The 24284-nt window shown below is 65.7% G+C and carries 23 protein-coding genes and 1 tRNA gene; 5 read left to right on the top strand and 19 right to left on the bottom strand.

What is annotated here, in order from left to right:
• Nucleotides 1–44 precede the first annotated feature (44 nt).
• The 8 genes from MU449_RS05510 to fabF form a co-directional block, all read right to left on the bottom strand.
• Nucleotides 45–1232, bottom strand: coding sequence for a phage major capsid protein (locus tag MU449_RS05510; RefSeq protein WP_244736997.1), 1188 nt, complete (start codon nt 1230–1232; stop codon nt 45–47).
• 26 nt (nt 1233–1258) lie between these two features.
• Nucleotides 1259–1813, bottom strand: coding sequence for an HK97 family phage prohead protease (locus MU449_RS05505; RefSeq protein ID WP_244736996.1), 555 nt, complete (start codon nt 1811–1813; stop codon nt 1259–1261).
• A gap of 2 nt (nt 1814–1815) precedes the next feature.
• Entirely contained in the window at nt 1816–2055 is a 240-nt protein-coding gene (locus tag MU449_RS05500) for a GTA head formation protein, RCAP_rcc01685 family (RefSeq protein ID WP_244736995.1), read from the bottom strand.
• Nucleotides 2052–3218: a phage portal protein gene (locus MU449_RS05495; RefSeq protein WP_244736994.1), complete on the bottom strand. Its 1167-nt coding sequence runs from the start codon at nt 3216–3218 to the stop codon at nt 2052–2054. The genes MU449_RS05500 and MU449_RS05495 overlap by 4 nt, the downstream gene beginning before the upstream one ends.
• A gap of 85 nt (nt 3219–3303) precedes the next feature.
• Nucleotides 3304–4674 carry a DNA-packaging protein gene (locus MU449_RS05490; RefSeq protein ID WP_244738971.1) on the bottom strand — a complete coding sequence of 457 codons (1371 nt, stop codon included), beginning with the start codon at nt 4672–4674 and terminating at the stop codon, nt 3304–3306.
• Entirely contained in the window at nt 4604–4921 is a 318-nt protein-coding gene (locus tag MU449_RS05485; protein WP_244736993.1) for a hypothetical protein, read from the bottom strand. The genes MU449_RS05490 and MU449_RS05485 overlap by 71 nt, the downstream gene beginning before the upstream one ends.
• 176 nt (nt 4922–5097) lie before the next feature.
• A complete protein-coding gene (gene mltG, locus MU449_RS05480; protein WP_244736992.1) occupies nt 5098–6270 on the bottom strand; it encodes an endolytic transglycosylase MltG in 1173 nt (390 codons plus the stop codon).
• Nucleotides 6270–7532, bottom strand: coding sequence for a beta-ketoacyl-ACP synthase II (fabF, locus tag MU449_RS05475; protein WP_244736991.1), 1263 nt, complete (start codon nt 7530–7532; stop codon nt 6270–6272). The genes mltG and fabF overlap by 1 nt, the downstream gene beginning before the upstream one ends.
• 122 nt (nt 7533–7654) lie before the next feature.
• On the opposite strand from fabF, the gene MU449_RS15785 reads away from it, so the two are divergent.
• The gene (locus tag MU449_RS15785; protein ID WP_280517633.1) at nt 7655–8185 is read left to right on the top strand and encodes a biliverdin-producing heme oxygenase; all 531 of its coding nucleotides are present in this window, start codon (nt 7655–7657) and stop codon (nt 8183–8185) included.
• Nucleotides 8182–10713, top strand: a complete 2532-nt coding sequence (locus MU449_RS05465; protein WP_244736990.1) for an HWE histidine kinase domain-containing protein — start codon at nt 8182–8184, stop codon at nt 10711–10713. Before MU449_RS15785 ends, MU449_RS05465 begins: the two co-directional genes overlap by 4 nt.
• Nucleotides 10714–10780: 67 nt before the next feature.
• On the opposite strand, the gene MU449_RS05460 is transcribed toward MU449_RS05465, so the two are convergent.
• The 5 genes from MU449_RS05460 to MU449_RS05440 all read right to left on the bottom strand — a co-directional run bounded on the left by MU449_RS05460 (nt 10781) and on the right by MU449_RS05440 (nt 14757).
• The gene (locus MU449_RS05460; RefSeq protein ID WP_244736989.1) at nt 10781–11014 is read right to left on the bottom strand and encodes an acyl carrier protein; all 234 of its coding nucleotides are present in this window, start codon (nt 11012–11014) and stop codon (nt 10781–10783) included.
• 176 nt (nt 11015–11190) lie between these two features.
• Nucleotides 11191–11928, bottom strand: coding sequence for a 3-oxoacyl-ACP reductase FabG (gene fabG / locus MU449_RS05455; protein ID WP_244738969.1), 738 nt, complete (start codon nt 11926–11928; stop codon nt 11191–11193).
• A 9-nt stretch (nt 11929–11937) separates the two neighbouring features.
• Nucleotides 11938–12876, bottom strand: a complete 939-nt coding sequence (gene fabD / locus MU449_RS05450) for an ACP S-malonyltransferase (protein ID WP_244736988.1) — start codon at nt 12874–12876, stop codon at nt 11938–11940.
• A 99-nt stretch (nt 12877–12975) separates the two neighbouring features.
• Complete coding sequence (gene glnA / locus MU449_RS05445) at nt 12976–14382, bottom strand: type I glutamate--ammonia ligase (RefSeq protein WP_244736987.1); 1407 nt, start codon at nt 14380–14382, stop codon at nt 12976–12978.
• Between the two features lie 36 nt (nt 14383–14418).
• On the bottom strand, nt 14419–14757 hold the full coding sequence (locus MU449_RS05440; protein WP_244736986.1) for a P-II family nitrogen regulator: 339 nt from the start codon (nt 14755–14757) through the stop codon (nt 14419–14421).
• A 199-nt stretch (nt 14758–14956) separates the two neighbouring features.
• Here MU449_RS05440 and MU449_RS05435 point away from each other — a divergent pair, with 199 nt between their 5' ends.
• The 3 genes from MU449_RS05435 (at nt 14957) to tig (ending at nt 17880) form a co-directional block, all read left to right on the top strand.
• The gene (locus tag MU449_RS05435; protein ID WP_244736985.1) at nt 14957–16354 is read left to right on the top strand and encodes an NAD(P)H-hydrate dehydratase; all 1398 of its coding nucleotides are present in this window, start codon (nt 14957–14959) and stop codon (nt 16352–16354) included.
• An 82-nt stretch (nt 16355–16436) separates the two neighbouring features.
• Nucleotides 16437–16521, top strand: a tRNA-Leu gene (locus MU449_RS05430).
• A 24-nt stretch (nt 16522–16545) separates the two neighbouring features.
• Entirely contained in the window at nt 16546–17880 is a 1335-nt protein-coding gene (gene tig / locus MU449_RS05425) for a trigger factor (protein ID WP_244736984.1), read from the top strand.
• 31 nt (nt 17881–17911) lie between these two features.
• On the opposite strand, the gene MU449_RS05420 is transcribed toward tig, so the two are convergent.
• From MU449_RS05420 to cyoE, 6 genes are all read right to left on the bottom strand, one after another.
• Nucleotides 17912–19318, bottom strand: coding sequence for an FAD-binding oxidoreductase (locus MU449_RS05420; RefSeq protein WP_244736983.1), 1407 nt, complete (start codon nt 19316–19318; stop codon nt 17912–17914).
• Nucleotides 19315–19902 carry a GNAT family N-acetyltransferase gene (locus MU449_RS05415; RefSeq protein ID WP_244736982.1) on the bottom strand — a complete coding sequence of 196 codons (588 nt, stop codon included), beginning with the start codon at nt 19900–19902 and terminating at the stop codon, nt 19315–19317. The genes MU449_RS05420 and MU449_RS05415 overlap by 4 nt, the downstream gene beginning before the upstream one ends.
• Nucleotides 19902–21161 (bottom strand): M16 family metallopeptidase, encoded by a 1260-nt coding sequence (locus tag MU449_RS05410; protein ID WP_244736981.1) that lies wholly within the window; start codon nt 21159–21161, stop codon nt 19902–19904. Before MU449_RS05410 ends, MU449_RS05415 begins: the two co-directional genes overlap by 1 nt.
• Entirely contained in the window at nt 21158–22543 is a 1386-nt protein-coding gene (gene thrC / locus MU449_RS05405) for a threonine synthase (protein ID WP_244736980.1), read from the bottom strand. The genes MU449_RS05410 and thrC overlap by 4 nt, the downstream gene beginning before the upstream one ends.
• On the bottom strand, nt 22540–23151 hold the full coding sequence (locus MU449_RS05400; RefSeq protein ID WP_244736979.1) for an SURF1 family cytochrome oxidase biogenesis protein: 612 nt from the start codon (nt 23149–23151) through the stop codon (nt 22540–22542). Before MU449_RS05400 ends, thrC begins: the two co-directional genes overlap by 4 nt.
• Before the next feature lie 151 nt (nt 23152–23302).
• Nucleotides 23303–24235 carry a heme o synthase gene (gene cyoE, locus MU449_RS05395; protein WP_244736978.1) on the bottom strand — a complete coding sequence of 311 codons (933 nt, stop codon included), beginning with the start codon at nt 24233–24235 and terminating at the stop codon, nt 23303–23305.
• Nucleotides 24236–24284 lie beyond the last annotated feature (49 nt).

The following is a 24284-nucleotide window of genomic DNA, read 5'->3' as shown; positions in this document are numbered from 1 at the left end:
CGGCTGGAAACGCAGCCCCCGTGATGTCCGACATCCACGACCCCTTACGAGGTCGCGAATTTCAGAAGCTTGATCGCCGCGTAATCCGTCACGTCACCGCCCACGCGCTTGGTGGCATAGAACAGCACGTGCGGCTTGGCCGAGAACGGGTCACGCAGCAGACGCAGATCGGGACGCTCGGCAATGGTGTAACCCGCCGCGAAATCCCCGAAGGCGATCGCAAAAGCGTTGGCCGCGATGTCGGGCATGTCTTCGCAAATCAACACGGGATAGCCCATGAGGAACGCCGGCTGCCCCGCCGCCAGCCCGTCCGACCACAGAAAGCGGCCGTCAGCATCCTTCATCTTGCGCACCGCACCGGCGGTCTTCGAATTCATCACGAAGCTCGCATTGGCGCGATATTGGGCCTGCAGCGAATACACCAGGTTCACGATGCAATCCGCCGGATTGGTCGACGCGAAATCCGCCGCCGCGCCCGAGGTCACAAACCCAAGGCTTCCCCACGCCCAGGACGCGTTCGCCACCTTCGGCGCGGTCAGAAAGCCCTTGGGCTTGTCCACGCCGTCCCCGTTCACGAACGCCGCCGACTCCGCCCGCATGAACCGCGTCGCGATCTTGTCGGCCAGCCAGCCCTCGACATCGAACGCACTGTCGTCCAGCAGGCGCTGGCTCGCCTTCGGCATGGCCGACAGCTCGTGCAGTCGGATCGAAATCCGCTCGATCACAGGCGTCGCGCTTTCCGGTTGCGCCGCCGTCTCCGTGGCCCAGCCCGAACCAACCTCGCTGCGATCGACCAGCACATCATAGGACGTGGCCTCGACATTCACCACATTGGCAATCGCCCGCACCGACGCGGTGGACACCAGCATCGACCGGATCGTCTCCGACGTGCGCGGATCGACCAGATAGCCACCATCCGCCGCCACGGTCGTGCCCAGCGCCTTGCCCTCCAGGGCCAGCCCACGCAGCCCGTCATCATCCCCCGACCGCAGATAGGCGTTGAACGCCTTCTGATGCGGCACCTCCACCTCGGCGACAGTCGAAAGCGGCGCACGGCCATAGGTCATCGTCTTGCGGTCCAGCATGGTCAGTCGCTCGTTCTGTTGTTGCAAAGATTTGGAAACTTCGGCCTGAAAGCCCTTGAGCTCATTCAGGAACCCCCCCATGGCCTGCGCCATGTCGGCAGCCTCGTCCGACATGCCGCCTCCGATCCGTGACTTCGTCTCGGTCATTCGTCCCTCCGGTTGAAAACTTTTGATCAGCGGGCGGCGGCCAATTCGGCCGTGGCCCCCCGCAAGGCGGCGGCAATGCTGCGCCAACCGCCCAAATCCTCGCTCTTGCCCTGGACCCTGGCCTCGATCTGCATCGGGAACGTCACAAGCGACACCTCCCACAGATCCAGTTCGGCCAGCTGCCGGCCCTTGGCGTCCCGCTCGGCCCGCACGGTGCGGTATCCGATGGACAGCCCGTCGATCGCCCCCGCATCCAGCAACGCGATCGCCTCGCGCCCCCGGGCCACCTCGGGCAGAATGCGACCGCGGACATACAGCCCCGTCCCATCCTCGCGCACGTCCTCCCACACGCCGATCGGCTCGCCCGCATCATGCTGCCACAGCATCTTCACACGCCGCCCGCCCAATGCCGCCAAACTCGCGCCATAGGCCCCGGGAAGAACCATGTCCCCCCCCTGATCGCGGCGGCCGAACACCGAGGCATATCCCTCGATCACCCCGCCCCGCACCTCCAGCGTGCCGGTGGCATGAAACTTGCGCTCCGGTGCCCCGAAACCTGGCGCTCCATAAATCCCGTTCATCCTCACCTCATCGCCGCGCTGACCAGCGTCTCGGCCCCTTGCGTCAACAAGAACGCCGCCACGCCATACACCCCCAGCCAGATGCGCCGCTCCAACCGGTCCAACGTGCCCTCGATCTGGCTCAGGCGGTAGGCCAACCCGTTCCAGCGTTCTTCGGACACACGCTCATTCGCCTCGATCCTCGCCGTCGCCGCATCGAAACTGTCATAGAGGAAGCGAGACCCCGTCTCGCCCACCCTCATTCGTCCGGCACCCTCGGCAGTCCCAGCAGCATCCGCTTCTCGGCTTGGCTCAGAAACTCCGCCGCCCCAACCCGCGCCCATTGCTGATCCCGCTCCACCGCCAATGCCGGAACCTGATCCAGGTCGGGCCGCAACTCCACCTCGACGCCGGAATGCAGCGACAACCAGTGCGACACCGCGGCCGTCACCTTCGCCGCCAACGGCAACACCGTCAGGCGATAAAACGCCCGGTTCGCCTCCTGATAGTTGGCATAGGTCGCATCCCCCGGTATTCCCAGGATCATCGGCGGCACCCCAAAGGCGATGGCGATCTCGCGCGCCGCCGCCTCCTTGGTCTTCTGGAATTCCATGTCCGACGGGCTGAACCCCATCGGCTTCCAGTCCAACCCGCCTTCCAGCAACATCGGTCGCCCGGCATTGCGCGCGCCCTGATGGTTCATCTCGATCTCGGCCACCAACCGGTCATACTGGTCGGGCGACAACGTCCCCTGCCCATCCAACCCGCTATAGATGATCGCCCCCGAAGGCCGCGCCGCATTGTCCAGCAGCGCCTTCGACCAGCGCGAGGCGCTCGTATGCACGTCCAACGCCACCGCCGCCGCCTGCATCGGCGACAGACCGTAATGATCGTCCTGCGGATGGAACGCCTTGATATGACAGATCGGCGGCATACCCCCCGTCATGTCGAACCGCAACGACCGGCCCCCGACGGTATAGTCATAGGCCACCGGCCACCCATCGGCCCCCGGCACCAGATTGACCCGGTCCGAACGCAACACATGCAGCTCAACCGGCAACCGCTCCCCCGGAACCGCCTCAAGATAGGCGTTCCCCGACAGCAGCAACTGGGCATAGACCGCCTCGAACCACTCGACCCGCCCCTGCGCGCCGTTCGGACGCCGCACCAGGTCCAGCACCGGATGCGCGTCATACCGACGTTCCGCATCCTGCAGCACCAACGGCAAGGCCGCCGCCGCCTCGGCGATCAGCTTCACCGCCCGAAACCCGATCGGGTTTCCCTGAAACCCCACCTTCGTCAGGCTGACCGTATCGCGCGGGGACCACGCCACCCGCCCCGAACTCTGATACGAGATCACGGGCCCCGTGGCCGAGGCTTTCGCCTCCGGCACCACCGCCGCACCCCGCTTCAGGAAATCGAACATCCGCACCCCCTCCGAACTTCTTGTCCGTTGAAAGCAACCTACCGAATGCCGGTTAACGCCGATTAACCCCTCCGCGCGGTGCCCCTCACAACCGCCGAACCTGCGGTTTCGCCCAGGCCGAGGATGGCTCCACCATCAACTCCCATACCCCCCAGACCAACGCATCCACCCGGTCCGGCGACCCCTTCCCCTCATACCCGCGCAGGGTCATCCGGCACATCTGATCTTCCAACTTCGCCAGGCCGCGCACATGCCGCACCCGCCCCTGCTCATAAAGCGCCGCAATCGGCTCCGCCCGCGCCGCCTTCCCCTTGCTCGCCCGCACCGCCCGGAACGGAACCGAGGCGTCGATCCCCCGAATGACCGTCTCGACCAGATCCCCTCCCTGATTGACCTCCGCCACCAGCCGATCCGCCCCATGCCGCGCCATCGCGGCCAAAGCCGCCCGTGCCCACTGATCCGGGCTGGCCGCCCGCACGCTCGCATCCTCCAGCACCACCGCCCGCCACGACTGCGGCGGCCCCTCCGTCACGGCCCCCACAACCACAATCCCGCACTCGTCCGATCCCGCATGTCCGGTCACCGGGGGGTCCACCGCCACCACAACCCGGCTCAACGCCGGCACGGCATCCAACCGCCCCGCTTCCAAAAGCGGCGTCGTCCACAACGCCCCCTCCACATCCTCCAGCAAAACCCCGTCCAACTCCTGCGCCCCCAGACGCGTCCCCTCATACCGGGCCCGAACCTCCTCCAGAAAACTCGCCGCCAACCACGCACGGTTCGCCTCCGTCGGCGCATGTGTCACCACGGTCGAGGCGTTCTTCAAAATGCCCTTCAACACGCCGACATTCCGCGGCGTGGTCGTGATCACCTGTCGAGGGTTCTCCCCCAACCGCAATGCAAACTGCAGCATGTCCCAGGTTTCCTCGGCCTTCTTCCATTTGGCCAACTCGTCCACCCAAGCCGCATCGAATTGCGGCCCGCGCAAACTCTCCGGCTCGTGAGCCGAAAACACCTGCGCCACAGCCCCGTTCGGCCAGACCAGCCGCCGCCGTCCCGCCTCCCAGACAGGCCGCCGGTCGGGGGGCGAGCATGCCAGTATCCCGCTCTCGCCGAACACCATCACCTCGCGCACCTGATCGATGGTCTCCCCCACCAACGCCACCCGCCGCGACCGACCGTGGTCGAGGGGGCGCGCCCCCTCGACCTCCGACCGCACCCATTCGGACCCGGCACGGGTCTTGCCCGCCCCGCGCCCCCCCATGATGACCCAGCTTTTCCACGCCCCTTCCGGCGGCAACTGATGCGGCAACGCCCAGAACTCGAACAGCCAGGGCAGCGCCATCAGCGCATTCTCCCCCAACCCGTCCAGAAACGCCTCCACCTCACCCCGCGTCGCGGAGGCGAGCCAGTCTGCGCCCGATCTCGTCCCGTGCCCCCGCAAGGTCGAGCGCATAGTCATGGACGACCCCCGCCCCAAGTTTTCGCAGCTTTTCAACCCGTGTCCTCTCATCCATCACCATCTGGAACGCCGCCCGCAGGTCTTTCACCGCCCGCATCGCCGCCGCCGCCTCACCGATATCCCCCAAGCCGATCCGCCGCGAGGCCGCCGCCAATTCACCGGCCACCTCGCGATACAGCCTTTCCGTCTCCGCAAGCACATCCACCTGCGAACCGCCCTCTTGCTGAGGATCCATTGTCATCGTCTGCCTGTCCCGCCTCTCATGCCCCCCGCACGAGCAAATGAAAAAACGGCCCAAGGGTCACCCCCAAGGCCGCTCGCATCATTCTTCCAGCATGGCAAAAGACCTACAGCACACCGTGCCAAAAGTCAATCATATCATGACCTTGACCGCACTCCGTCGTAACGGTCCGTTCATCAGTTCCCGGTCTGCACGCCCCCTTCGGGCGTCTCGCCCCGCGCACGCTCGATCTCGCGCCACTTCGCGACATTGGCATTGTGCTCCTCCAGCGTCCGGCCAAAGGCGTGCCCCCCAGACCCATCCGCCACGAAATAGACATAGTCGGATTCCGCCGGATGCAGCGTCGCCTGAATGCTCAACCGCCCCGGATTGGCGATCGGCGTCGGCGGCAGCCCGTCGATGACATAGGTGTTGTAGGGATTGCGCGCCCGCAACTCGCTTGCCCGAATCCCGCGCCCCAGAACCCCCTCGCCATTCGTCACGCCGTAAATCACGGTCGGATCGGTCTGCAACCGCATCCCCTGGCGCAAACGGTTCACGAACACGCTCGCCACCATCGGACGCTCATCGGCAATCCCCGTCTCCTTCTCGACGATGGAGGCCATGATCAACGCCTCCTCCGGCGATTCGTAAGGCAGGTCCGACGCCCGGCTCGCCCACATATCGGCCAGGATCCGCGTCTGACGTTCCGCCATTTGCGTCAACAGCACCTCGCGCGACAACCCGTCCGTCACTTCATAGCTGTCCGGCGCAAGGCTCCCCTCCGCAGGCACATCGGCGACCTCCCCCGACAGGAAACCCGCGCGCTTCAGGCTGTCCACCACCTGCCAGCTCGTCACCCCCTCGGCCAAGGTCACCCGCAACCGCAGATCGCCCTCCTCGGAAAACGCCTCCGGTGCGTCACCCGCCGCCGGGTCATATTTCGCGACTTCCTCGAACCGCCCCGTTTCAGGGTTCAGGTCACGCAACACCATCTGCGCGGTCGCCACCCCGATCTGATAATTGATCTCGCGCCCGCAGGTCGATTGCCCCCCCGCCGTCACGATCTCCAGCATCTGCGGCATCGAGGCCGCGGTCGGGATCAGATAGCTCCCGAACTTCAACTGCCCCTGCTTCTCGGTATAGGCCGCACCCACCAGAAACACCGTGCTCGACCGGATGGCCCCCTGCGCGTCCAGCTTCTCAGCCACTGCACGCATGTTCGCACCCCGATCCACCTGCAGACAGATCGCCTGGGTCAGCGGGCCGGGGGCATAGAATGTCTCACGCCCCCACGCGATCAAACCGGCCACAACAACCAGAATCACGATGAACATCGTCAGCGCGTTGGAGGCGATGGACTTCCACATCAGGCATCAACCTTGCGCAGGATCAGGCTGGCATTCGTCCCGCCAAACCCAAAGGAGTTCGAAAGAACCACATCGATCTTCCGCTTCACGGCCGCATTCGGCGCAAGGTCCAACGTCGCTTCGACCGCCGGATTGTCAAGGTTGAGCGTCGGCGGCGCCACCTGATCGCGGATCGCCAACACCCCGAAAATCGCCTCGACCGCGCCGGCGGCGCCGAGCAGATGCCCGATGGAGGACTTGGTCGAGCTCATCGTCGCCGATCCCGCCGCATCCCCCAAAAGCCGCTCCACGGCCCCCAACTCGATCGTGTCCGCCATGGTCGATGTGCCATGCGCGTTGATGTAATCGACGTCCGACGCCGGGATCCCCGCGCGCTTCAACGCCGCCTGCATCGCACGATACCCCCCGTCGCCATCCTCGGACGGCGCGGTGATGTGATAGGCGTCGCCCGACATCCCATACCCGATCACCTCGGCATAGATCTTCGCACCGCGCGCCTTCGCGTGCTCGTATTCCTCCAGCACGACGATCCCCGCGCCCTCGCCCATCACGAATCCGTCCCGATCCGCGTCATAGGGGCGCGAGGCTTTCGCAGGCTCGTCCGCCCGCTTGCTCGACAAGGCCTTGCAAGCGTTGAACCCCGCAATCCCGATTTCCGAAATCGGGCTCTCCGCCCCGCCGGCCACCATCACGTCGGCATCGTCGAACGCGATCATCCGCGCCGCATCGCCAATCGCGTGCGCGCCCGACGAACAGGCCGTCACGACCGCGTGGTTCGGCCCCTTGAACCCAAACCGGATCGACACCTGCCCCGACACAAGGTTGATCAACGCACTCGGAATGAAGAAGGGCGACACCCGCTTCGGCCCCTTTTCCTTGATCAGCACGGCCGTGTCGGCAATCGACGAAAGGCCGCCGATGCCAGAGCCGATCATCACACCGGTCCGCTCACGATCCTCGTCCGTCTGCGGCTCCCAGCCGGAATCCCGCACCGCCTGCACCGCCGCCGCCACACCGTAAAGGATGAAGTCATCCACCTTGCGCTGCTCTTTCGGCTCCATCCAGTCGTCGGGGTTGAACGTCCCGTTCGTCCCGTCGCCGCGCGGCACCTCGCAGGCGTATTTCGTCACAACATTGGACGTGTCGAACCGCGTGATCGGACCCGCACCGGACTCCCCCGCCAAAAGCCGCTTCCACGTCTCCTCCACCCCCGAGGCCAATGGCGTGACCAATCCCAGACCCGTGACAACAACCCGCCGCATGAGACGCTTTCCTTCCTTGGACATCCCCGCCTGATACACGTGCCCGTGCCGCCCTGCAACACAAGGCCACCCTCCTGCAAACAGCCCTTGCACCCGGGCCGCACCTCGCTACGTTCCCGACGATGAAAAATCCCGCCCGCCCCTCCGACCGACGCTGGTCCCTGCGTCAGGCCACCGCGCCGTTTCACGACGCGTTGGATACGGCCATGGGTACCTTCGACACGCGGGCCGATTATCTTGCCTATCTCGCGGGCCTCCACGCCTTCCGCGCCGCCATCGAACCCGCCTTGCGTCCGCTTGACGGATGGCACCCCACCCGCCTTCTGCTCGAACTGACGGCGGACATGACCGATTGTGGCCTCGCCCCCCGCCCGATCCCCGCCCCGCCCTCGCTTGCGGGGGACGCGGCATGGGGCGTGACCTACGTCCTCGAAGGCTCGGCCCTGGGCGCGCAGCTTCTGCGCCGCCGCGCCGCAGCCTTGGGCTTTGACGACACATTCGGCGCCCGCCATCTGGCCCAGCCGCTGGACAGCTGGCGCGCCTTCCTCGACCGGCTGGATCAGGCCAGCCCCTATGACGCGGACGCGGCAACCGCCGGGGCGGTCGCTGCCTTCGCCACCGCCCACACCGCGTTCCTCAAGGACATGACATGACCCCACGCGACCCTGTCACCCTTGCCAATTGCGACCGAGAGCCGATCCACATTCCCGGTGCGATCCAACCACACGGCGTTCTGGCCGCCTTCGATTGCACCTTCCGTCAGCTGCGGCAGATGTCGGCAAATCTCGGCGACCTGCTTCCGACCGACCATCTGGGCTTCGGCGATCACCCCGCGACCCTTTTCGGTGACGCGCTCTGCCATGTCATCGAACAGAACATCCCCCCATCGCCCCGTGACCGGGCAATCCAGCTCTTCGCCGTCACCCTTCCCTCCGGCGCCCTGGCCGACATCGCGATTCACCGCTCCGATACCACCGTCGTGGTGGAGGTGGAGGCCACGACCCTCACACACGCCTCCCCCCTGAACCTGACCCGCGCGATGACCAGCGTGATCGCCAACACCGACAACCTGACCGAACTGGTCGAACAGGCGGTCGATGTCGTGGCGGACACGCTCGGCTATGACCGGGTCATGGTCTACGAATTCGCCTCCGACGGATCGGGCAAGGTGATCGCCGAACGCCGCACGGACCATCTCGAAAGCTTTCTCGGCCAGCACTTTCCCGCCTCCGACATTCCGGTGCAGGCGCGCAGGCTCTATGCCGCAAACACCATCCGCATCATCTCGGACGCGACCGGCCCGCGCGTGCCCATCCTGCCCGAAACGTTCGACGGCCTGCCCCTCGATCTGTCCCACGCTCACCTGCGTGCCGTTTCGCCCATCCATTGCGAATACCTGCAGAACATGGGCGTCGGTGCCTCCATGTCGATCTCCATCCTGATCGACGGCACCCTCTGGGGCCTGATCGCCTGCCACCACTACAGCCCCCGCCGCCTGCCGCAATCCGAACGGATCGCCGCGGAAATGTTTGGGGAGTTCTTCTCGCTGCAACTGGGCACCCTGCTGCACAAACGCAAACTGGACGCCGCCGCCAACACCCGCGCGCGGCTGGCCAAACTCTCCCTGCCGAACCAGAACGGCGACATTGCCACCACCCTGCGGGACCGCATCGCCGATTTTCACGCCCTCATGCCCTGCGACGGCGTCGCGGTCGTGTCGGACGGGTCCGTCACCCGACATGGCATCACCCCGACGGATGCGGACATCCAGACCCTGACACAGGCGGTCGGGCGCTTGGCCGGGGGCAATATCTGGTCCACGGACACCCTTCCGCGTCACCTGCCGGACTTGCAGGGGACCTGCCCCCCCGGGGTTCTGGCCGTCCCCGCATCCCAACCCACAGCCACGCATCGGGCAAGCTGGATACTCTTCTTCCGGCAGGAACAGGTCGAGACGTTGAACTGGGCCGGCAACCCGGAAAAAATCTACAAAACCGGTCCCATGGGCGACCGCCTGACCCCCCGGACCAGCTTTGCCCTCTGGAAGGAGGATGTGCGCGACCGCTCGCTTCCCTGGACCGAGGACGACCTCGAAACCGCCCGCACCCTGCGCAGCACCTTGGTGGAGATCGTCCTGCGCCACAAGGAAATCCTGGCCGAGGAACGCAGCCGGGCCGATGTGCGCCAGCGCGTGTTGAACGACGAACTGAACCACCGCGTGAAGAACATCCTTGCAGTGCTGAAATCCGTCGTCGGCCACCCGGTGGAGGAAGGGCGCAGCCTCGAATCCTACGTCCATGCCCTGAAAGGCCGCATCCAGGCCCTGTCCCACGCCCATGACCAGGTCACCCACGGCGAGGGCGGCGGCGCGCTCGGCGATCTCCTGCGCGCCGAACTGGCCCCCTATCGCGGCATGGCGGTCCTGCGGCTTGAAGGGCCGGATGTGATGATGGACAGCCGCAGCTTTTCCGTCATGGCGCAGATCCTGCATGAAATGACCACCAACGCCGCGAAATACGGCGCACTGTCGCGTCCCGGCGGCCATCTGTCGATCCAATGGCGTCTGACCCCCAATGGCGATTGCGAGGTCTTGTGGACCGAAACCGAAGGTCCTACCGTGATCCCCCCCGATCGCACGGGCTTCGGCTCCTTGCTTCTCGAACGATCTCTTCCCTTCGATCTGGGGGGTGCCAGCCAGATCGACTATCCTCCCACGGGCGTCGAAGCCCGTTTCGTCCTGCCCGCCCAATACCTGAACTTGGAGTTTCCCGCCATGTCCGCCGCCCCGCACGACCCCATGGCCTCCAGCGCCACCCCCGCCCCCCAGGCCGCCCATGTCATGCTCCTGGAGGATCAGTTCCTCATCGCCATGGATGTCGAGGCGATGCTGGAGGATGCGGGCTTCCAGACCATTTCGCTGGCCAGCAACGTGAACGACGCATTGGCCCTTGTCGAAAGCGGCGTCGTGGAACTGGCAGTGCTGGACGTGAACCTCGGCCGCGAGACCTCGCTCCCCGTGGCCGAGGCGCTGCACGCCCGCGGCATCCCCTTCGTCTTCGCCACCGGCTATGACGAAGGCTCCGCCCTGCCCAAACATATGCGAGACGTGCAGGTCGTGCGCAAACCCTACGATCAGGGCAATCTCGTCGCCGCCCTGACCGAAAGCTTCACGGCGGGCTGAGGCGACCCAACCATCGCCTCAAACGAAAAAAGCGCCCCGAAGGGCGCTTTTTAACGTCTCGAACAGCTTATTGCGCTTCCGAGATGAACTTCACGGCATCGCCGAAGGTCTGGATCGTCTCGGCCGCGTCGTCCGGGATCTCGATGCCGAACTCTTCTTCGAACGCCATCACCAGCTCGACCGTGTCGAGGCTGTCTGCACCCAGATCGTCGATGAACGAGGCGTTCTCGGTCACTTTCTCTTCTTCAACGCCCAGATGCTCGACGACGATCTTCTTCACGCGATCTGCGATGTCGCTCATGTCATTCCTCATTCATTGCGGGAGCGGTCCCGTCCCAGTTGTCTTGCCCCGAAAGGCGGTTAAACCCGACAGCGCGACGGGGTGCCCCGGTGGCATCACGCCCCCGTGGTCTTAAAGCGGGCTATAGCAAGGGTTATGACCCAAGGCAAATGCTTTCAGCCGGGTTGAAACCCGGATCAAAGCATCGCCATCCCACCGTTCACATGCAGTGTCGAACCGGTCACATAGCCGGCCTCGGCGCTGGCCAGATACAGCACCGCCGCCGCGATCTCGTCCGGTGTGCCCATGCGGCCCGACGGGATCTGCGTCAGAATGCGTCCCTTCTGGTCGTCGTTCAGTTTCTCGGTCATCGCCGTCGCGATGAAGCCCGGCGCCACGCAGTTCACCGTGATCCCACGGCTGGCAACTTCAAACGCCAAGCTCTTGGAAAGACCCACCATTCCAGCCTTGGCAGCGGAATAGTTTACCTGCCCCGGATTCCCCGTCGCCCCGACGATGGAGGTGATGTTGACGATCCGCCCCCACCGCGCCTTCATCATCCCGCGCAACACCCCACGGCACAGCCGGAAGGTGGAGGTCAGGTTCACGTCTATCACCGACTGCCATTCGTCGTCCGACATCCGCATCGCCAGATTGTCGCGCGTGATCCCGGCATTGTTGACCAGGATATCGACCGACCCCATGGCCTCCGCCGCCGCCTTCGGCAAGGCATCGACCGCCGCCATGTCGGAAAGGTTGCAGGTCACGACATGCGCCCGCTCCCCCAACTCCGATGCCAATTCCTGTAACGGCGCTGCCCGCGTGCCCGACAGCGCCACGGTCGCCCCCGCCTTGTGCAACATACGGGCGATATCCGCCCCGATGCCACCCGAAGCGCCGGTCACCAGCGCCGTCTTGCCCGTCAAATCGAACATCGTCATTCCTTACGCCTTCAGCGCGGCTGCCGCCGCCACAACATCCTCGGGTTGGCCGATGGCCCGCGTCTCCGCCCCCTTGGCGATCCGCTTGATCATCCCCGACAGCGCCTTGCCCGCGCCGATTTCCCAGAATTCCGTCACGCCCGCCGTTTCCATGAACTGCACGGATTCGCGCCACCGGACCGAGCCCGTGACCTGCGCCACCAGCAACGCGCGCAGACGGTCCGGCTCGGTCACAGCTTCGGCCCGCACGTTCACAACGATCGGCACAACCGGCGCGTCGAACGACACCGCCGCCAACGCCTCGGCCATCGCCGCCGCCGCAGGTTGCATCAGATCGCAGTGGAAGGGGGCCGAGACGGGCAACAAAAGCGCCCGCTTCGCCCCCCGTGCCTTGGCCAGATCCACCGCGCGGTTCACCGCCGCCGCATGGCCGGACACCACGACCTGCGCGGGGTCGTTGTCATTCGCGGCCTGACACACCTCGCCCTCGGCCGCCTCGGCCGCAACCTCGGCCACCGCCTCGAAATCCAGTCCCAGAATGGCCGCCATCGCGCCCACGCCGACCGGCACCGCCTCCTGCATCGCCGCCCCGCGCGCGCGCAGCAGCCGCGCCGTGTCGCTCAGGCTCAACGATCCTGCCGCGCACAGGGCCGAATATTCGCCAAGCGAATGCCCGGCGACGAAATCAGCCGCCTCCAGCGTCACGCCCTCCGTTTCCAGCGCCCGCAGCGCGGCGATGGAGGTGGCCATCAACGCAGGCTGCGCGTTCAGCGTCAGGGTCAGCGTCTCGATATCGCCGTTCCAGATCAGATCGGACAGATTTTCCGACAGGGCGTCGTCCACCTCATCAAACACGGCCTTCGCGGCCGGATAGGCGTCGGCCAAGGCTCGGCCCATGCCGATGGTCTGGGCACCCTGCCCGGGGAAAACGAATGCGCGCATCTGTCGGCTCCTTGCGGTTTGAACCGGAATACCCCGCCCCACACGTCGCCGCAACCTTCCCCGGAACGAGAAAGGCCGCCCCGAAGGGCGGCCCTGGCATCAGCAGGAATAATACATCTGATACTCGATCGGGTGCGGCGTATGCTCATAGGCATAAACCTCTTCCCATTTCAGCGCCATGTAACCGTCCAGCTGATCCTTGGTGAACACGTCGCCGGCCAGCAGGAACTCGTGGTCCTTCTCCAGCTCCTCCAGCGCCTCGCGCAGCGAACCGCAGACGGTGGGGATGGCGGCCAGTTCCTCGGGCGGCAGATCATAAAGATCCTTGTCCGAAGCCGGGCCCGGATCGATCTTGTTCTTGATCCCGTCCAGACCGGCCATCAGCAGCGCGGCAAAGGCCAGATAGGGGTTCGCCGAAGGATCGGGGAAGCGGGCTTCCACACGTTTGGCTTTCGGCGATTCCGTCCACGGAATACGGACGCAGCCCGACCGGTTGCGCGCGGAATAAGCGCGCAGCACCGGCGCCTCGAAGCCCGGGATCAGACGCTTGTAGCTGTTGGTCGACGGGTTGGTGATCGCGTTCAGCGCCTTGGCGTGCTTCAGTATCCCGCCGATGAACCACAGGGCCTCCTGGCTCAGGTCGGCATACTTGTCGCCCGCGAACAGCGGTTTGCCATCCTTCCAGATCGACATGTTCACGTGCATCCCCGTGCCGTTGTCGCCCTTGATGGGTTTCGGCATGAAGGTGACGGTCTTGCCATAGGCGTGGGCCACGTTGTGGATCACGTATTTGTATTTCTGGATGTTGTCGGCCTGCTCGGTCAGCCCGCCGAAGATCATCCCCAACTCGTGCTGGCACGAGGCGACTTCGTGGTGATGCTTGTCCACCTTGATGCCCATGCGCTTCATGGTCGACAGCATCTCGCCACGCAGGTCATGCGCGTCGTCGATCGGGTTGACCGGGAAATACCCGCCCTTGATGCCCGGACGGTGGCCCGAGTTGCCGCCCTCGTACACGGTGTCGGTGTTCCACGATGCGTCGATCGAATCGACCTGGAACGACACCTTGTTCATCGACACGGAATACCGCACGTCGTCGAAGATGAAGAATTCGGCTTCCGGCCCACAATAGAACGCGTCGCCGATGCCCGAGGATTTCAGATAGGCCTCGGCCTTCACGGCCGTGCCGCGCGGATCGCGGTCATAGGCCTCGCCAGTGTCGGGCTCCACCACGTTGCAATGCACGCACAGCGTCTTTTCGGCATAGAACGGGTCGACATAGACCGATTCCGGGTCCGGCATCAGCTTCATGTCGGACTGATCGATCGACTTCCACCCGGCAATGGACGAACCGTCGAACATGAAGCCTTCCTCGAAGAAGTCTTCGTCGACCAGATCCGCAACCAGCGTCACGTGCTGCAGCTTGCCCTTGGGGTCGGTGAAACGGATGTCGACATATTCGACCTCCTCGTCCTGCATCAGGCTCAGAACTTCTTGAACGTTCATAGTCAAAACTTTCCTTCCGTCGTCTTTGGAATGGCTTCAGACCGCGTCGTCGCCGGTTTCACCGGTGCGGATGCGAATGGCTTGCTCGACAGGGCTGACGAAAATCTTTCCGTCGCCGATCTTCTCGGTGCGGGCCGCCTGCACGATCGCCTCGACCGCCGCATCGACCAGATCGTCGGAAATGACGACCTCGATCTTCACCTTGGGCAGGAAATCGACCACGTATTCGGCCCCGCGATAAAGTTCGGTATGTCCCTTCTGACGCCCGAACCCCTTCACTTCCGTCACCGAAAGGCCCTGGACGCCCGCCGCCTGAAGCGCCTCCTTCACCTCGTCAAGCTTGAAGGGTTTGATGATCGCTTCAATCTTCTTCATTGGGCCGACTCTCCCGCGTATTCGTTTCCATGTTAGTGACCATTTCTGCGCGCGGGGAACAATCGGCTCCGCAACCTGCATAGAAAAGAAGCGCAATTTCGCGACAGTCACGCATATTATTACGGCATTCAGTCTATTTTATGGGCACGTTATGAACCGAACCTCCTCCCCCGCCTGCCAAGTTCTGACATCTGCCCAAATGACAGGCATCGAGCGGACCGCTTTCGCCGCCCAGACGACCACGCCTGCCCGCCTGATGGAGGAGGCGGGGGCCGCCGCCGCCCGGATCATCGCCTCTCTCAACCCGGCATGGGGCGACCGCCCTCCTCATACAGCGATCCTGTGCGGTCCGGGCGGAAATGGCGGGGACGGATACGTCATCGCCCGCCACCTGGCGGCCCAAGGCTGGCCCGTCACCGTCCTGGCCCTCGCCCCGCCGCGCCATCCCACCGCGCGGATCATGCGGGACCGCTGGACCGGCCCCGTCCATCCCCTGACCCACCCCGTCGAGGTTGAGGTCGTCATCGACGCCCTTTTCGGCACAGGAGGCGCAAGGATGGCGGGGATTCCCGCCCCGCCAAACGCATTCCGCATCGCCATCGACCTTCCCTCGGGCCTGAACCCTGACACCGGACAGGCCGCCCCCGGCGCGTGGACGGCCGACCTCACCATCGCGCTGCACACCGCGAAACTGGGCCATTATCTGGCCGACGGTCCGGCCACCTGCGGCGCGTTGCGGATCGCCCCGCTGGATCTCCCGCAATGCCCCCGCGCCGTGCATCTGGCCAGACCCCGCCCCGAGCTGTTGACCAAGGTGCGGGGGCATAAATACGACCATGGCCACGCGGTGATCCTTGGCGGTCCTCCGGGCCAAGGCGGCGCCGCCCGCATGGCCGCCCGCGCGGCGTTGCGGATCGGCGCAGGTCTCGTGACCCTCGCCCCGCCGCAGGACGCCTTGGCCGAAAACGCGGCCCATCTGAACGCGATCATGTTGCACCTGGTCGACCACCCCCAGGACGTGACAGGATGGCTGGAGGACCATCGCATCAACGCCCTCTGCCTCGGCCCCGGCCTTGGGGCGGACCGCGCGGCCGCACTGGTTCCGACCGCCCTCGCCGCGCGGCGGGCCACGGTACTGGACGCCGACGCCCTGACCCACATCGCGCACATGCCGACCCCGCTCCACGACCGCTGCGTCCTGACCCCGCATGAGGGGGAGTTCGCCCGCCTGTTCCCCGACCTTGCGCAAAAGACGGACCTGCGCGCCAAACCCGACCGTGTCCGCGACGCCGCGGCCCGCGCGGGCTGCACCATCCTGCTCAAAGGCCATGACACCATCATCGCCACCCCCGAGGGCCAAACCACCCTCGCCCATGCCAGCTACGACCGCGCGGCGCCGTGGTTGGCGACGGCGGGTGCGGGTGATGTTCTGGCGGGCCTGATTGTCGGGCTTCTGGCGCGCGGCCTGTCTCCGCACGACGCCGCCGAACAGGCCGCCTGCCTGCATGTGGACGCCGCGCGCGCCTTCGGCCCCGGCCTGATCGCCGAGGATCTGCCAGACCTGATCCCCCGAACACTCGCCACGCACATTCCTTGACGCTTTTCCTCTCGCATCCCCCTTTCGGCTTTGCTAGAACGCCCCGGAGCAGTGGGCCGCCTTCCGGGCGGCCTGCCGGTTTGCGGGTGTGGCGAAATTGGTAGACGCACCAGATTTAGGTTCTGGCGCCGCAAGGCGTGGGGGTTCAAGTCCCTCCACCCGCACCACAAAGGTTTGAGAAGGACGATCATATGCAGGTCACCGAGACCTTGAACGAAGGCTTGAAGCGCAGCTACACCATCACCGTTCCGGCGGCGGATCTGGATGCCAAGGTGCAGGAAAAACTGCTCGAGTCGCAGCCCGAGATCGAGATGAAGGGCTTCCGCAAGGGCAAGGTCCCGCTGGCGATGCTGAAAAAGCAGTTCGGCCCGCGCCTCCTGGGCGACGCGATGCAGGACGCCATCGACGGCGCGATGAAGGATCACTTCGAAAAGACGGGCGACCGTCCCGCCATGCAGCCCGACGTCAAGATGACAAACGGGGAAGAGTGGAAGGAAGGTCAGGACGTCGTGGTCGAGATGACCTACGAGACCCTGCCCGAGATCCCCGAGGTCGACACCTCCTCCGTCACGCTGGAGCGTCTGGTCGTCAAGGCCGACGACGCGTCGGTCGATGAGGCGCTGAAAAACCTCGCCGCCACGTCGCAGACCTTCGCCGATCGCAAGAAAGGCACGAAGGCCAAGGACGGCGATCAGGTCACGATCGACTTCAAGGGCTCGGTCGACGGCGAAGTGTTCGAGGGCGGCACCGCGGAAGACTATCCGCTGGTTCTGGGCTCCGGCTCGTTCATCCCCGGCTTCGAAGAGCAGCTGACGGGTGCCAAGGTCGATGACGAGGTCGAGGTCAAGGTGACCTTCCCCGCCGAATACGGCGCAAAGCACCTCGCCGGCAAGGACGCCGTGTTCGAATGCAAGGTCAAGGCGGTCAAGGCCCCGAAAGAGGCCGAGCTGGACGACGAGTTGGCCAAGAAATTCGGCGCCGAGGATCTGGCCGGTCTGAAATCCCAGATCGCCGAACGTCTTGAGGCCGAATACAAGGGCGCATCCCGCGCGGTCATGAAGCGCGCGCTTCTGGACCAGCTGGACGCTCTGGTCAGCTTCGACCTGCCGCCCAGCCTGCTGGAGGCCGAAGCCGGCCAGATCGCACACCAGCTGTGGCACGAAGAGAACCCTGAGGTTCACGACCACAACCACGGCAACATCGAAGCCACGGACGAACACCGCAAGCTGGCCGAACGCCGCGTGCGCCTGGGTCTGCTGCTGGCCGAGATCGGTCGCAAGGCCGACGTGCAGGTGACGGATCAGGAAATGACCCAGGCCGTGCTGAACCAGGCCCGTCAATACCCGGGTCAGGAGCGTCAGTTCTTCGAATTCGTGCAGAAGAACCCGCAGATGCAACAGCAACTGCGCGCCCCGATCTTCGAAGACAAGGTCGTCGATCACATCGTTGCCGGTGCCAAGGTCACCGACAAAGAAGTGTCGAAAGAGGATTTGCAAAAGTCCATCGACGCGCTGGACGAGATCTGAGACAGAAAGGCCGCCCCTCGGGGCGGCCTTTTCATATCCGAAGAACCGCGCCGGGGTTCATGATCCCGTTCGGATCCAAGGCCGCCTTGATCGCGCGCATCGCCGCCAGCCGGGCCGGATCGCCATAGCGTTCCAGTTCCCCCACCTTGAGCCGCCCCACCCCATGTTCGGCGCTGAACGACCCATCCAGATCATGCACCAGATCGTGGACGATTCCCGTCATCTCCGCCGCGTCTGGATAATCGCCCTTCCTGCGCCCCACGGCTGGGAACAGGTTGTAGTGCAGATTGCCGTCCCCCAGATGCCCGAAGCAGTTCACGCGAATATCGAACCGCGCCAGACCCTCCGCCGCCCGGCGAAGGAATTCGGGAACGGAGGACAGGGGAAGCGCGATGTCATGGCTCGCGATCGCGCCGACATGGACATTCGCGTGATGGATCGATTCGCGCAGATGCCAGAATTGCCGCCGTTGCGTTTCGGACGCGGCGATCACACCGTCCAAGGCCAGCCCCGCCGCCATCCCCGCCTCAAACAGCGCCTCCAGCTCTGCCCCCCCGTCCAGCGAGGCGGGAAGGCCCAGTTCGATCAGAACCGCCCAGTCCGGCGGATCGGCAAAGGGCCGGCGCATGTCGGGAAAGGCGTCTGCCAGAAATACGAAGCTCTGCCGCGCGATCAGTTCGAACGCGTCGATCATCCCCGGCAGGCGCGCTTGCGCCAGGCCCAGCAAGCGCAACGCCGCTTCTGGGTCCGGCACAACCAGAAACGCCGTTCCCGTCCGCGCGGGCCGCGGGAACAGCCGCAGGCTGGCGGCGGTGATGAGTCCCAACGTCCCCTCGGCCCCGATCAGCAGATTGCGCAGATCATAGCCGGTGTTGTCCTTGCGCAACCGCCGCAGCCCGTTCAACACCGATCCATCGGGCAGTACTGCCTCGATCCCCAGACACAATTCCCGCGCCACGCCATAGCGCAGAACGTTCACCCCGCCCGCATTCGTCGCCAGCAATCCCCCGATCCGCGCCGACCCTTCCGATCCCAAGGACAGGGGAAACAGGCGGTCCGCCTCCTCGGCCGCCGCCTGCACGGTGGCCAGAATCGCACCCCCTTCGGCCACCAGCGTGCTTTCGGCGGCATACACCCCGCGCACCGCGCCCATCCGCTCGGTGGACACGAGCAGCGGACGTGCCCCCCGCATGACCTGCCCCCCGACCAGTCCCGTGCTGCCACCGATCGGGACGACCGGCACACGGCCCGCCTGACAGGCGGCGATGATCGCGGACGTTTCGGCCACGGTGCGCGGCATGGCCACGGCGGTCGGCTCGCCCCGGAACCGGCCGCGCGGTTCGGTCAGATGGCGATCTTCGGCGCTCTGCACCGTATCCGGCGGCAACCGACCGGCCAGATCGTCCAAAAACGCCCCGTCCGCATCGCGCAAGCTCATGCCCCTACCCCCGTTCGCCCCCGCCGGTCGTTGCGCAGGTTGGCATAGAGGACGTGGTTCCGCCACCGCCCCGCGATCTGAAGATAGCTTTGTGCCACCCCCTCATATTTGAACCCGCACTTTTCCAGAACCCCGCGCGAGGCGACGTTCTCCGGCAGGCAGGCCGCTTCAAGGCGGCTCAGGTCCAAGGCGGTGAAGGCGTAGTGCGTCAGGCCCAGAATCGCCTCGCGCATGTATCCGTGGCGGGCGAACGGCTGGCCCACCCAATATCCCAGCGTGCCGGCTTGCGCGGGCCCCCGCCGCACGTTGTCCAGCGTGATCGCCCCCACCAGCGCGCCATCGCTGCGCCGGATCAGGACCAGCGGTAGCGCCGAACCGTCGCCTGCCGATCGTGCCGACCACGACACCCGATGGGTGAACGCACGTCGCGTCAGATGATCGGCGGACCAGACCGGATCCCACGGTTTCAGAAACTCGGCGCTTTGCTGGCGCAATCCGGCCCATGCGGCGTAATCGGCGGCCTGCGGCAGCCGCAGCGTCAGGCGCTCGGTCTCGATCCGCACCCCACGCCGCAGGCCCAGCATCAGACGACCAGCCTCCGCCGGATGTCGTCCAGACCCGGCGCCGCCGCCACCTGACCGTAAAGCGCCAGTGCCGACGGGGCCGTCAACAGATCCGCGCCATACCGCCGCACATCCTCGACCCCCACCGCATCCACCTTGGCCACGGCTTCCTCCACATCCGGCACGCGGCCCCAGATGGCCAACAAGCGGGCGATGCGTTCCGCGCGCGACGACGGGCTTTCCAGCCCCATCAGCATTCCCGCCTTCATCTGCGCCCGCGCCCGCGCCACCTCGGCCTCGGTCATGTCGTCGGCCGCCCGCTTCAACTCGTCCACCGTGATCGTGGCCAGATCGCCGATATCGCTGGCCGAGGTGCCGGAGTAGATCGTGACCTGCCCCGTATCCTCATAGGCCCCGGCCTGCGCAAAGATGGTATAGCACAGCCCCCGCTCCTCGCGGATCTTCTGGAACAGGCGGGAGGACATGCCGCCCCCCATCGCCATGGCATAGACCTGCGCCGCGAACATGTCGTCGGACCGATATCCCGGCCCCTCGAAGGACAGGGCGAAATGCGCCTGCTCCAGCTTCTTGCGCTCCCGCCGCTCGCCACCGATGAAGGTCGCCGCGGGGGCCACCGGCGCCGTCGCGGGGGGCAGGCCGCCGAACAGATCCGTCGCCTGCGCCACGATGGCGTCGTGGTCGATCCCGCCCGCCGCCGACAGGATCATCTGCGCGGGCCCGTAATGCTCGCCCACGAAGCGGCGCAGATCGTCGCGCGTGAACGCCGCCACCCGCGCCTCCGGGCCAAGGATCGTGCGCCCGAACGGCTGGTCGGGATAGGACACCTCGTGCAGCCAGTCGAAGATGATGTCGTCGGGCGTGTCCAGTGTCTGCCCGATCTCCTGCAAAATCACCCCCCGCTCCACCTCGATCTCGCGCGGGTCGAACACGGGGTTCAGCAGGATGTCCGAAATCACGTCCAGCGCCAGAGGCACGTCGTTTTCCAGCACCCGCGCGTAATAGGCGGTCATCTCGCGGCTGGTATAGGCGTTGATATACCCGCCCACATCCTCGATTTCCTCGGCGATGCGCAGCGCGCTGCGGGTCTTGGTGCCCTTGAAGGCCATATGCTCCAGAAAATGGGCGATGCCGTTCTGGTCGGCCCGTTCATGCCGCCCGCCCGCGGTCACCCACACCCCGACCGAGGCGGATTTCAGCCCCGGCATGTGTTCGGTCACGATGCGAAACCCGTTCGGCAGGGTCGTCAGACGAATGGTCAACGCGCGATCCTTTCGCGGATCACGGCCTGCAACGCCGCCAGATCGTTCCCCACCCGCGTCACACGCTCGCCGCGCGTGAACAGCCCTGCCATATGCGGCGGCAGTTCCGGGCGTTGGCCCGTCGCCGCCTCCACCGCGTCGGGGAACTTTGCCGGATGCGCGGTCGCCAGCGTGATCATCGGCTCGGGCCCCAGATGGGCCTTGGCCACAGCCACACCCACGGCGGAATGCGGGCACAGCAATTCGCCCGTTTCGGCCAGCATGTCGCGGATGGTGGCGGCCGTCTCCTCCTCGGACACGCGGCCCGAGGCGAAGGTGTCGCGCAGCGCCTCAAGGGCACCCTGGCTGATGCGGAAGCCGCCGGATTTCAGCTCTTCCATCACCTGCGCCACCGCCGCACCATCGCCGTCATAGGCATAGAACAACGCCCGTTCGAAATTCGACGACACCTGAATGTCCATCGACGGGCTGATCGAGGGCACGACGCCATCGGGCCGGTATTCGCCGGTGGTCAGCGCGCGGTGCAGGATGTCGTTCTGGTTCGTGGCCACTACCAGCGTCTTGATCGGCAGGCCCATCCGGCGCGCGATGTAACCCGCAAAGATGTCACCGAAATTGCCGGTGGGCACGGCAAAGCTCACCTCGCGCGCGGGCGCGCCAAGGGCCGTCGCCGCCGTGAAGTAATAGACCACCTGCGCCAGAACCCGCGCCCAGTTGATCGAGTTCACACCCGCCAGGCGCACCTCGTCCCGGAAGGCGAAATCGTTGAACATGTCCTTCAGGCGGGCCTGACAGGTGTCGAAATCCCCATCCACCGCCAGAGCATGGACGTTCGGCTCCTGCGGGGTGGTCATCTGGCGGCGCTGCACCTCGGACACGCGGCCATGCGGGAACAGGATGATGACATCCACATTCTCCAGCCCCTTGAACGCCTCGATCGCCGCCGACCCGGTATCGCCCGAGGTCGCGCCCACGATGGTGATCCGTTCCCCCGATTTCGCCAACGCGGCCTGCATCAGCTGGCCGATCAACTGCATGGCGAAGTCCTTGAAGGCCAGCGTGGGCCCGTGGAACAGTTCCAGCAGGAAATGGTTCGCATCCAGCTGCACCAGCGGCGCGCGGGCGGTGTGGTTGAACCCGGCATAGGCCTTGGCGATCAGACCCTTCAATTCGTCGTCGGCAAAGGCATCCCCGGTGAACGGGCGGATGACGCGGAACACCACCTCCTCATAGGGAAGGCCTGCCAGCGCCGAAATTTCCCCCTCGCTCAGCGTCGGGATGGTTTCGGGCAGATACAGGCCGCCATCGCGCGCAAGGCCCGTCATCATCGCCTGATCGAAGGTCAGAGCGGGGGCCGCACCACGGGTCGAGATATATTTCATTGCGTCACATTTCCTTCGCCACGCCGCTTGATACGCGACGTTGCCCTCCATGTCATCCCCACCCATGCAAGGGCCAGGCCGAACCACATCCACGGGCGGCGCAGGGGGGGCGCGGGGGCGCGGGCGGGCATCGGCACGATCCCATCGCCGGTGGGCGTCGTCGCCACAAGGATCGGCAATGCGGCCCCCAGATCGCGCGCCACCTCCGCGTCCCGCCAGACCAGGGTGCCGTTCACCTCCACCTCGGTCGCGGTCAGGGGGTCCTGCGCCCAGGCGTCATACAAAAAGCCCCGGTCCAGCGTGATGCGGCCCTCCGGCGTCTCCAGCACCTGAAAAACGCGCAGCCCCGGCCCCATTTCGGGGTGATCGACGGGCCGGGTCACAGGGTCCGGCAGCAGCATACCGTGCACCCGCACCGCGCGATAAGCGTCCTGCGCCTCCACCGGGTCGGTGGGCATCGCCTCCGGCACCGCGTCCACGGCCCGCATCGCCGCCGCCTGCCGCGCCGCCTCGCGCGGGGCCAGATACAGGTCGCGCGCGCCCATACCGGTCAGGACGACGGCCCCCACGACCCCCGCCGCCAGCAGGGCCATCCCATATCGCTTCATTCCGAAAAACGCCATTCCACCCCCGAACCCGCGCCACATTACGGGCCCCGGCGGAAACGGCAAGCGCATCAGCCGATCTTGGCCACCGATATGGCAAAGATCAGGATCACGAACAGCCCCAAGGTCAGGGCCAGCCCCCGGTTGCGCCCCATCACCAGCCGCCAAGGCCCCAGGGGCGCAGCGCGGCTTCGGCCAGAAACGCGCCGAAATGCACGAACAGATAGAGGAGCGAGAAGGCGAAGACCTTCTTCTCCACCTTGTAGCCATCCGCCTCGGCCACCACCTCGTCCCGCCGCCAGATGCGCCAGCCGCCCGCGATGAAGATCGCATTCGCCACCACCGCCACCGCCAGATAGATCGGCCCCCCGATGGAGGTGAAGGCCGCCCCGATCGCCACCGGCGCCAGCAGCAGGGTATAGACCAGCACATGCGCCCGCGTGGCGCGGCGCCCATGCGTCACCGTCAGCATCGGCACGCCCGCCTTGTGGTAATCGGCCTTCATGAACAGCGCCAGCGCCCAGAAATGCGGCGGCGTCCACATGAAGACGATGGCGAACATCAGCACGCTTTCAACCGACACGCCGCCCGTCGCCACGGCCCAGCCGATCATGGGGGGGAACGCCCCCGCCGCCCCGCCGATGACGATGTTCTGCGGCGTCGTCCGCTTCAGCCACATCGAATAGATCACGACATAGAAGAAGATGGTGAACGCCAGAAACGCGCTAGAAAACCAGTTCGCCGTCAGCCCCAGCAGCACCACCGAAATGACCGACAGCGCCAGCCCGAACCAAAGCGCCTCGCCCGCCGTCACCCGCCCGGCGGGGATGGGGCGGTTCTGCGTGCGGGACATCACCGCGTCGATATCGGCATCCCACCACATGTTCAGCGCGCCCGACGCCCCGCCGCCCAAGGCGATGAACAGGATCGAGGCCAAGGCCACCACCGGATGCACCCCTTCGGGCGCCACCAGCAGGCCGACCATCGCCGTGAACACGACAAGCGACATCACCCGCGGCTTCAACAGCGCGAGATAGTCGCCCGCCCCGGCGGTGCCGGACCCTTCGAAACTGCGGATATCGCTCATGGCTGGCTCCTCCTCGCACGCGGGAATGCTGGCTTCTGGACCGGCGCGG

Source organism: Falsirhodobacter halotolerans (assembly GCF_022899245.1).
Classification (GTDB): Bacteria; Pseudomonadota; Alphaproteobacteria; order Rhodobacterales; family Rhodobacteraceae; genus Falsirhodobacter; species Falsirhodobacter halotolerans.
Note: the sequence above shows the minus strand (reverse complement) of the source record. Positions and strands in the feature narration are given on the sequence as shown.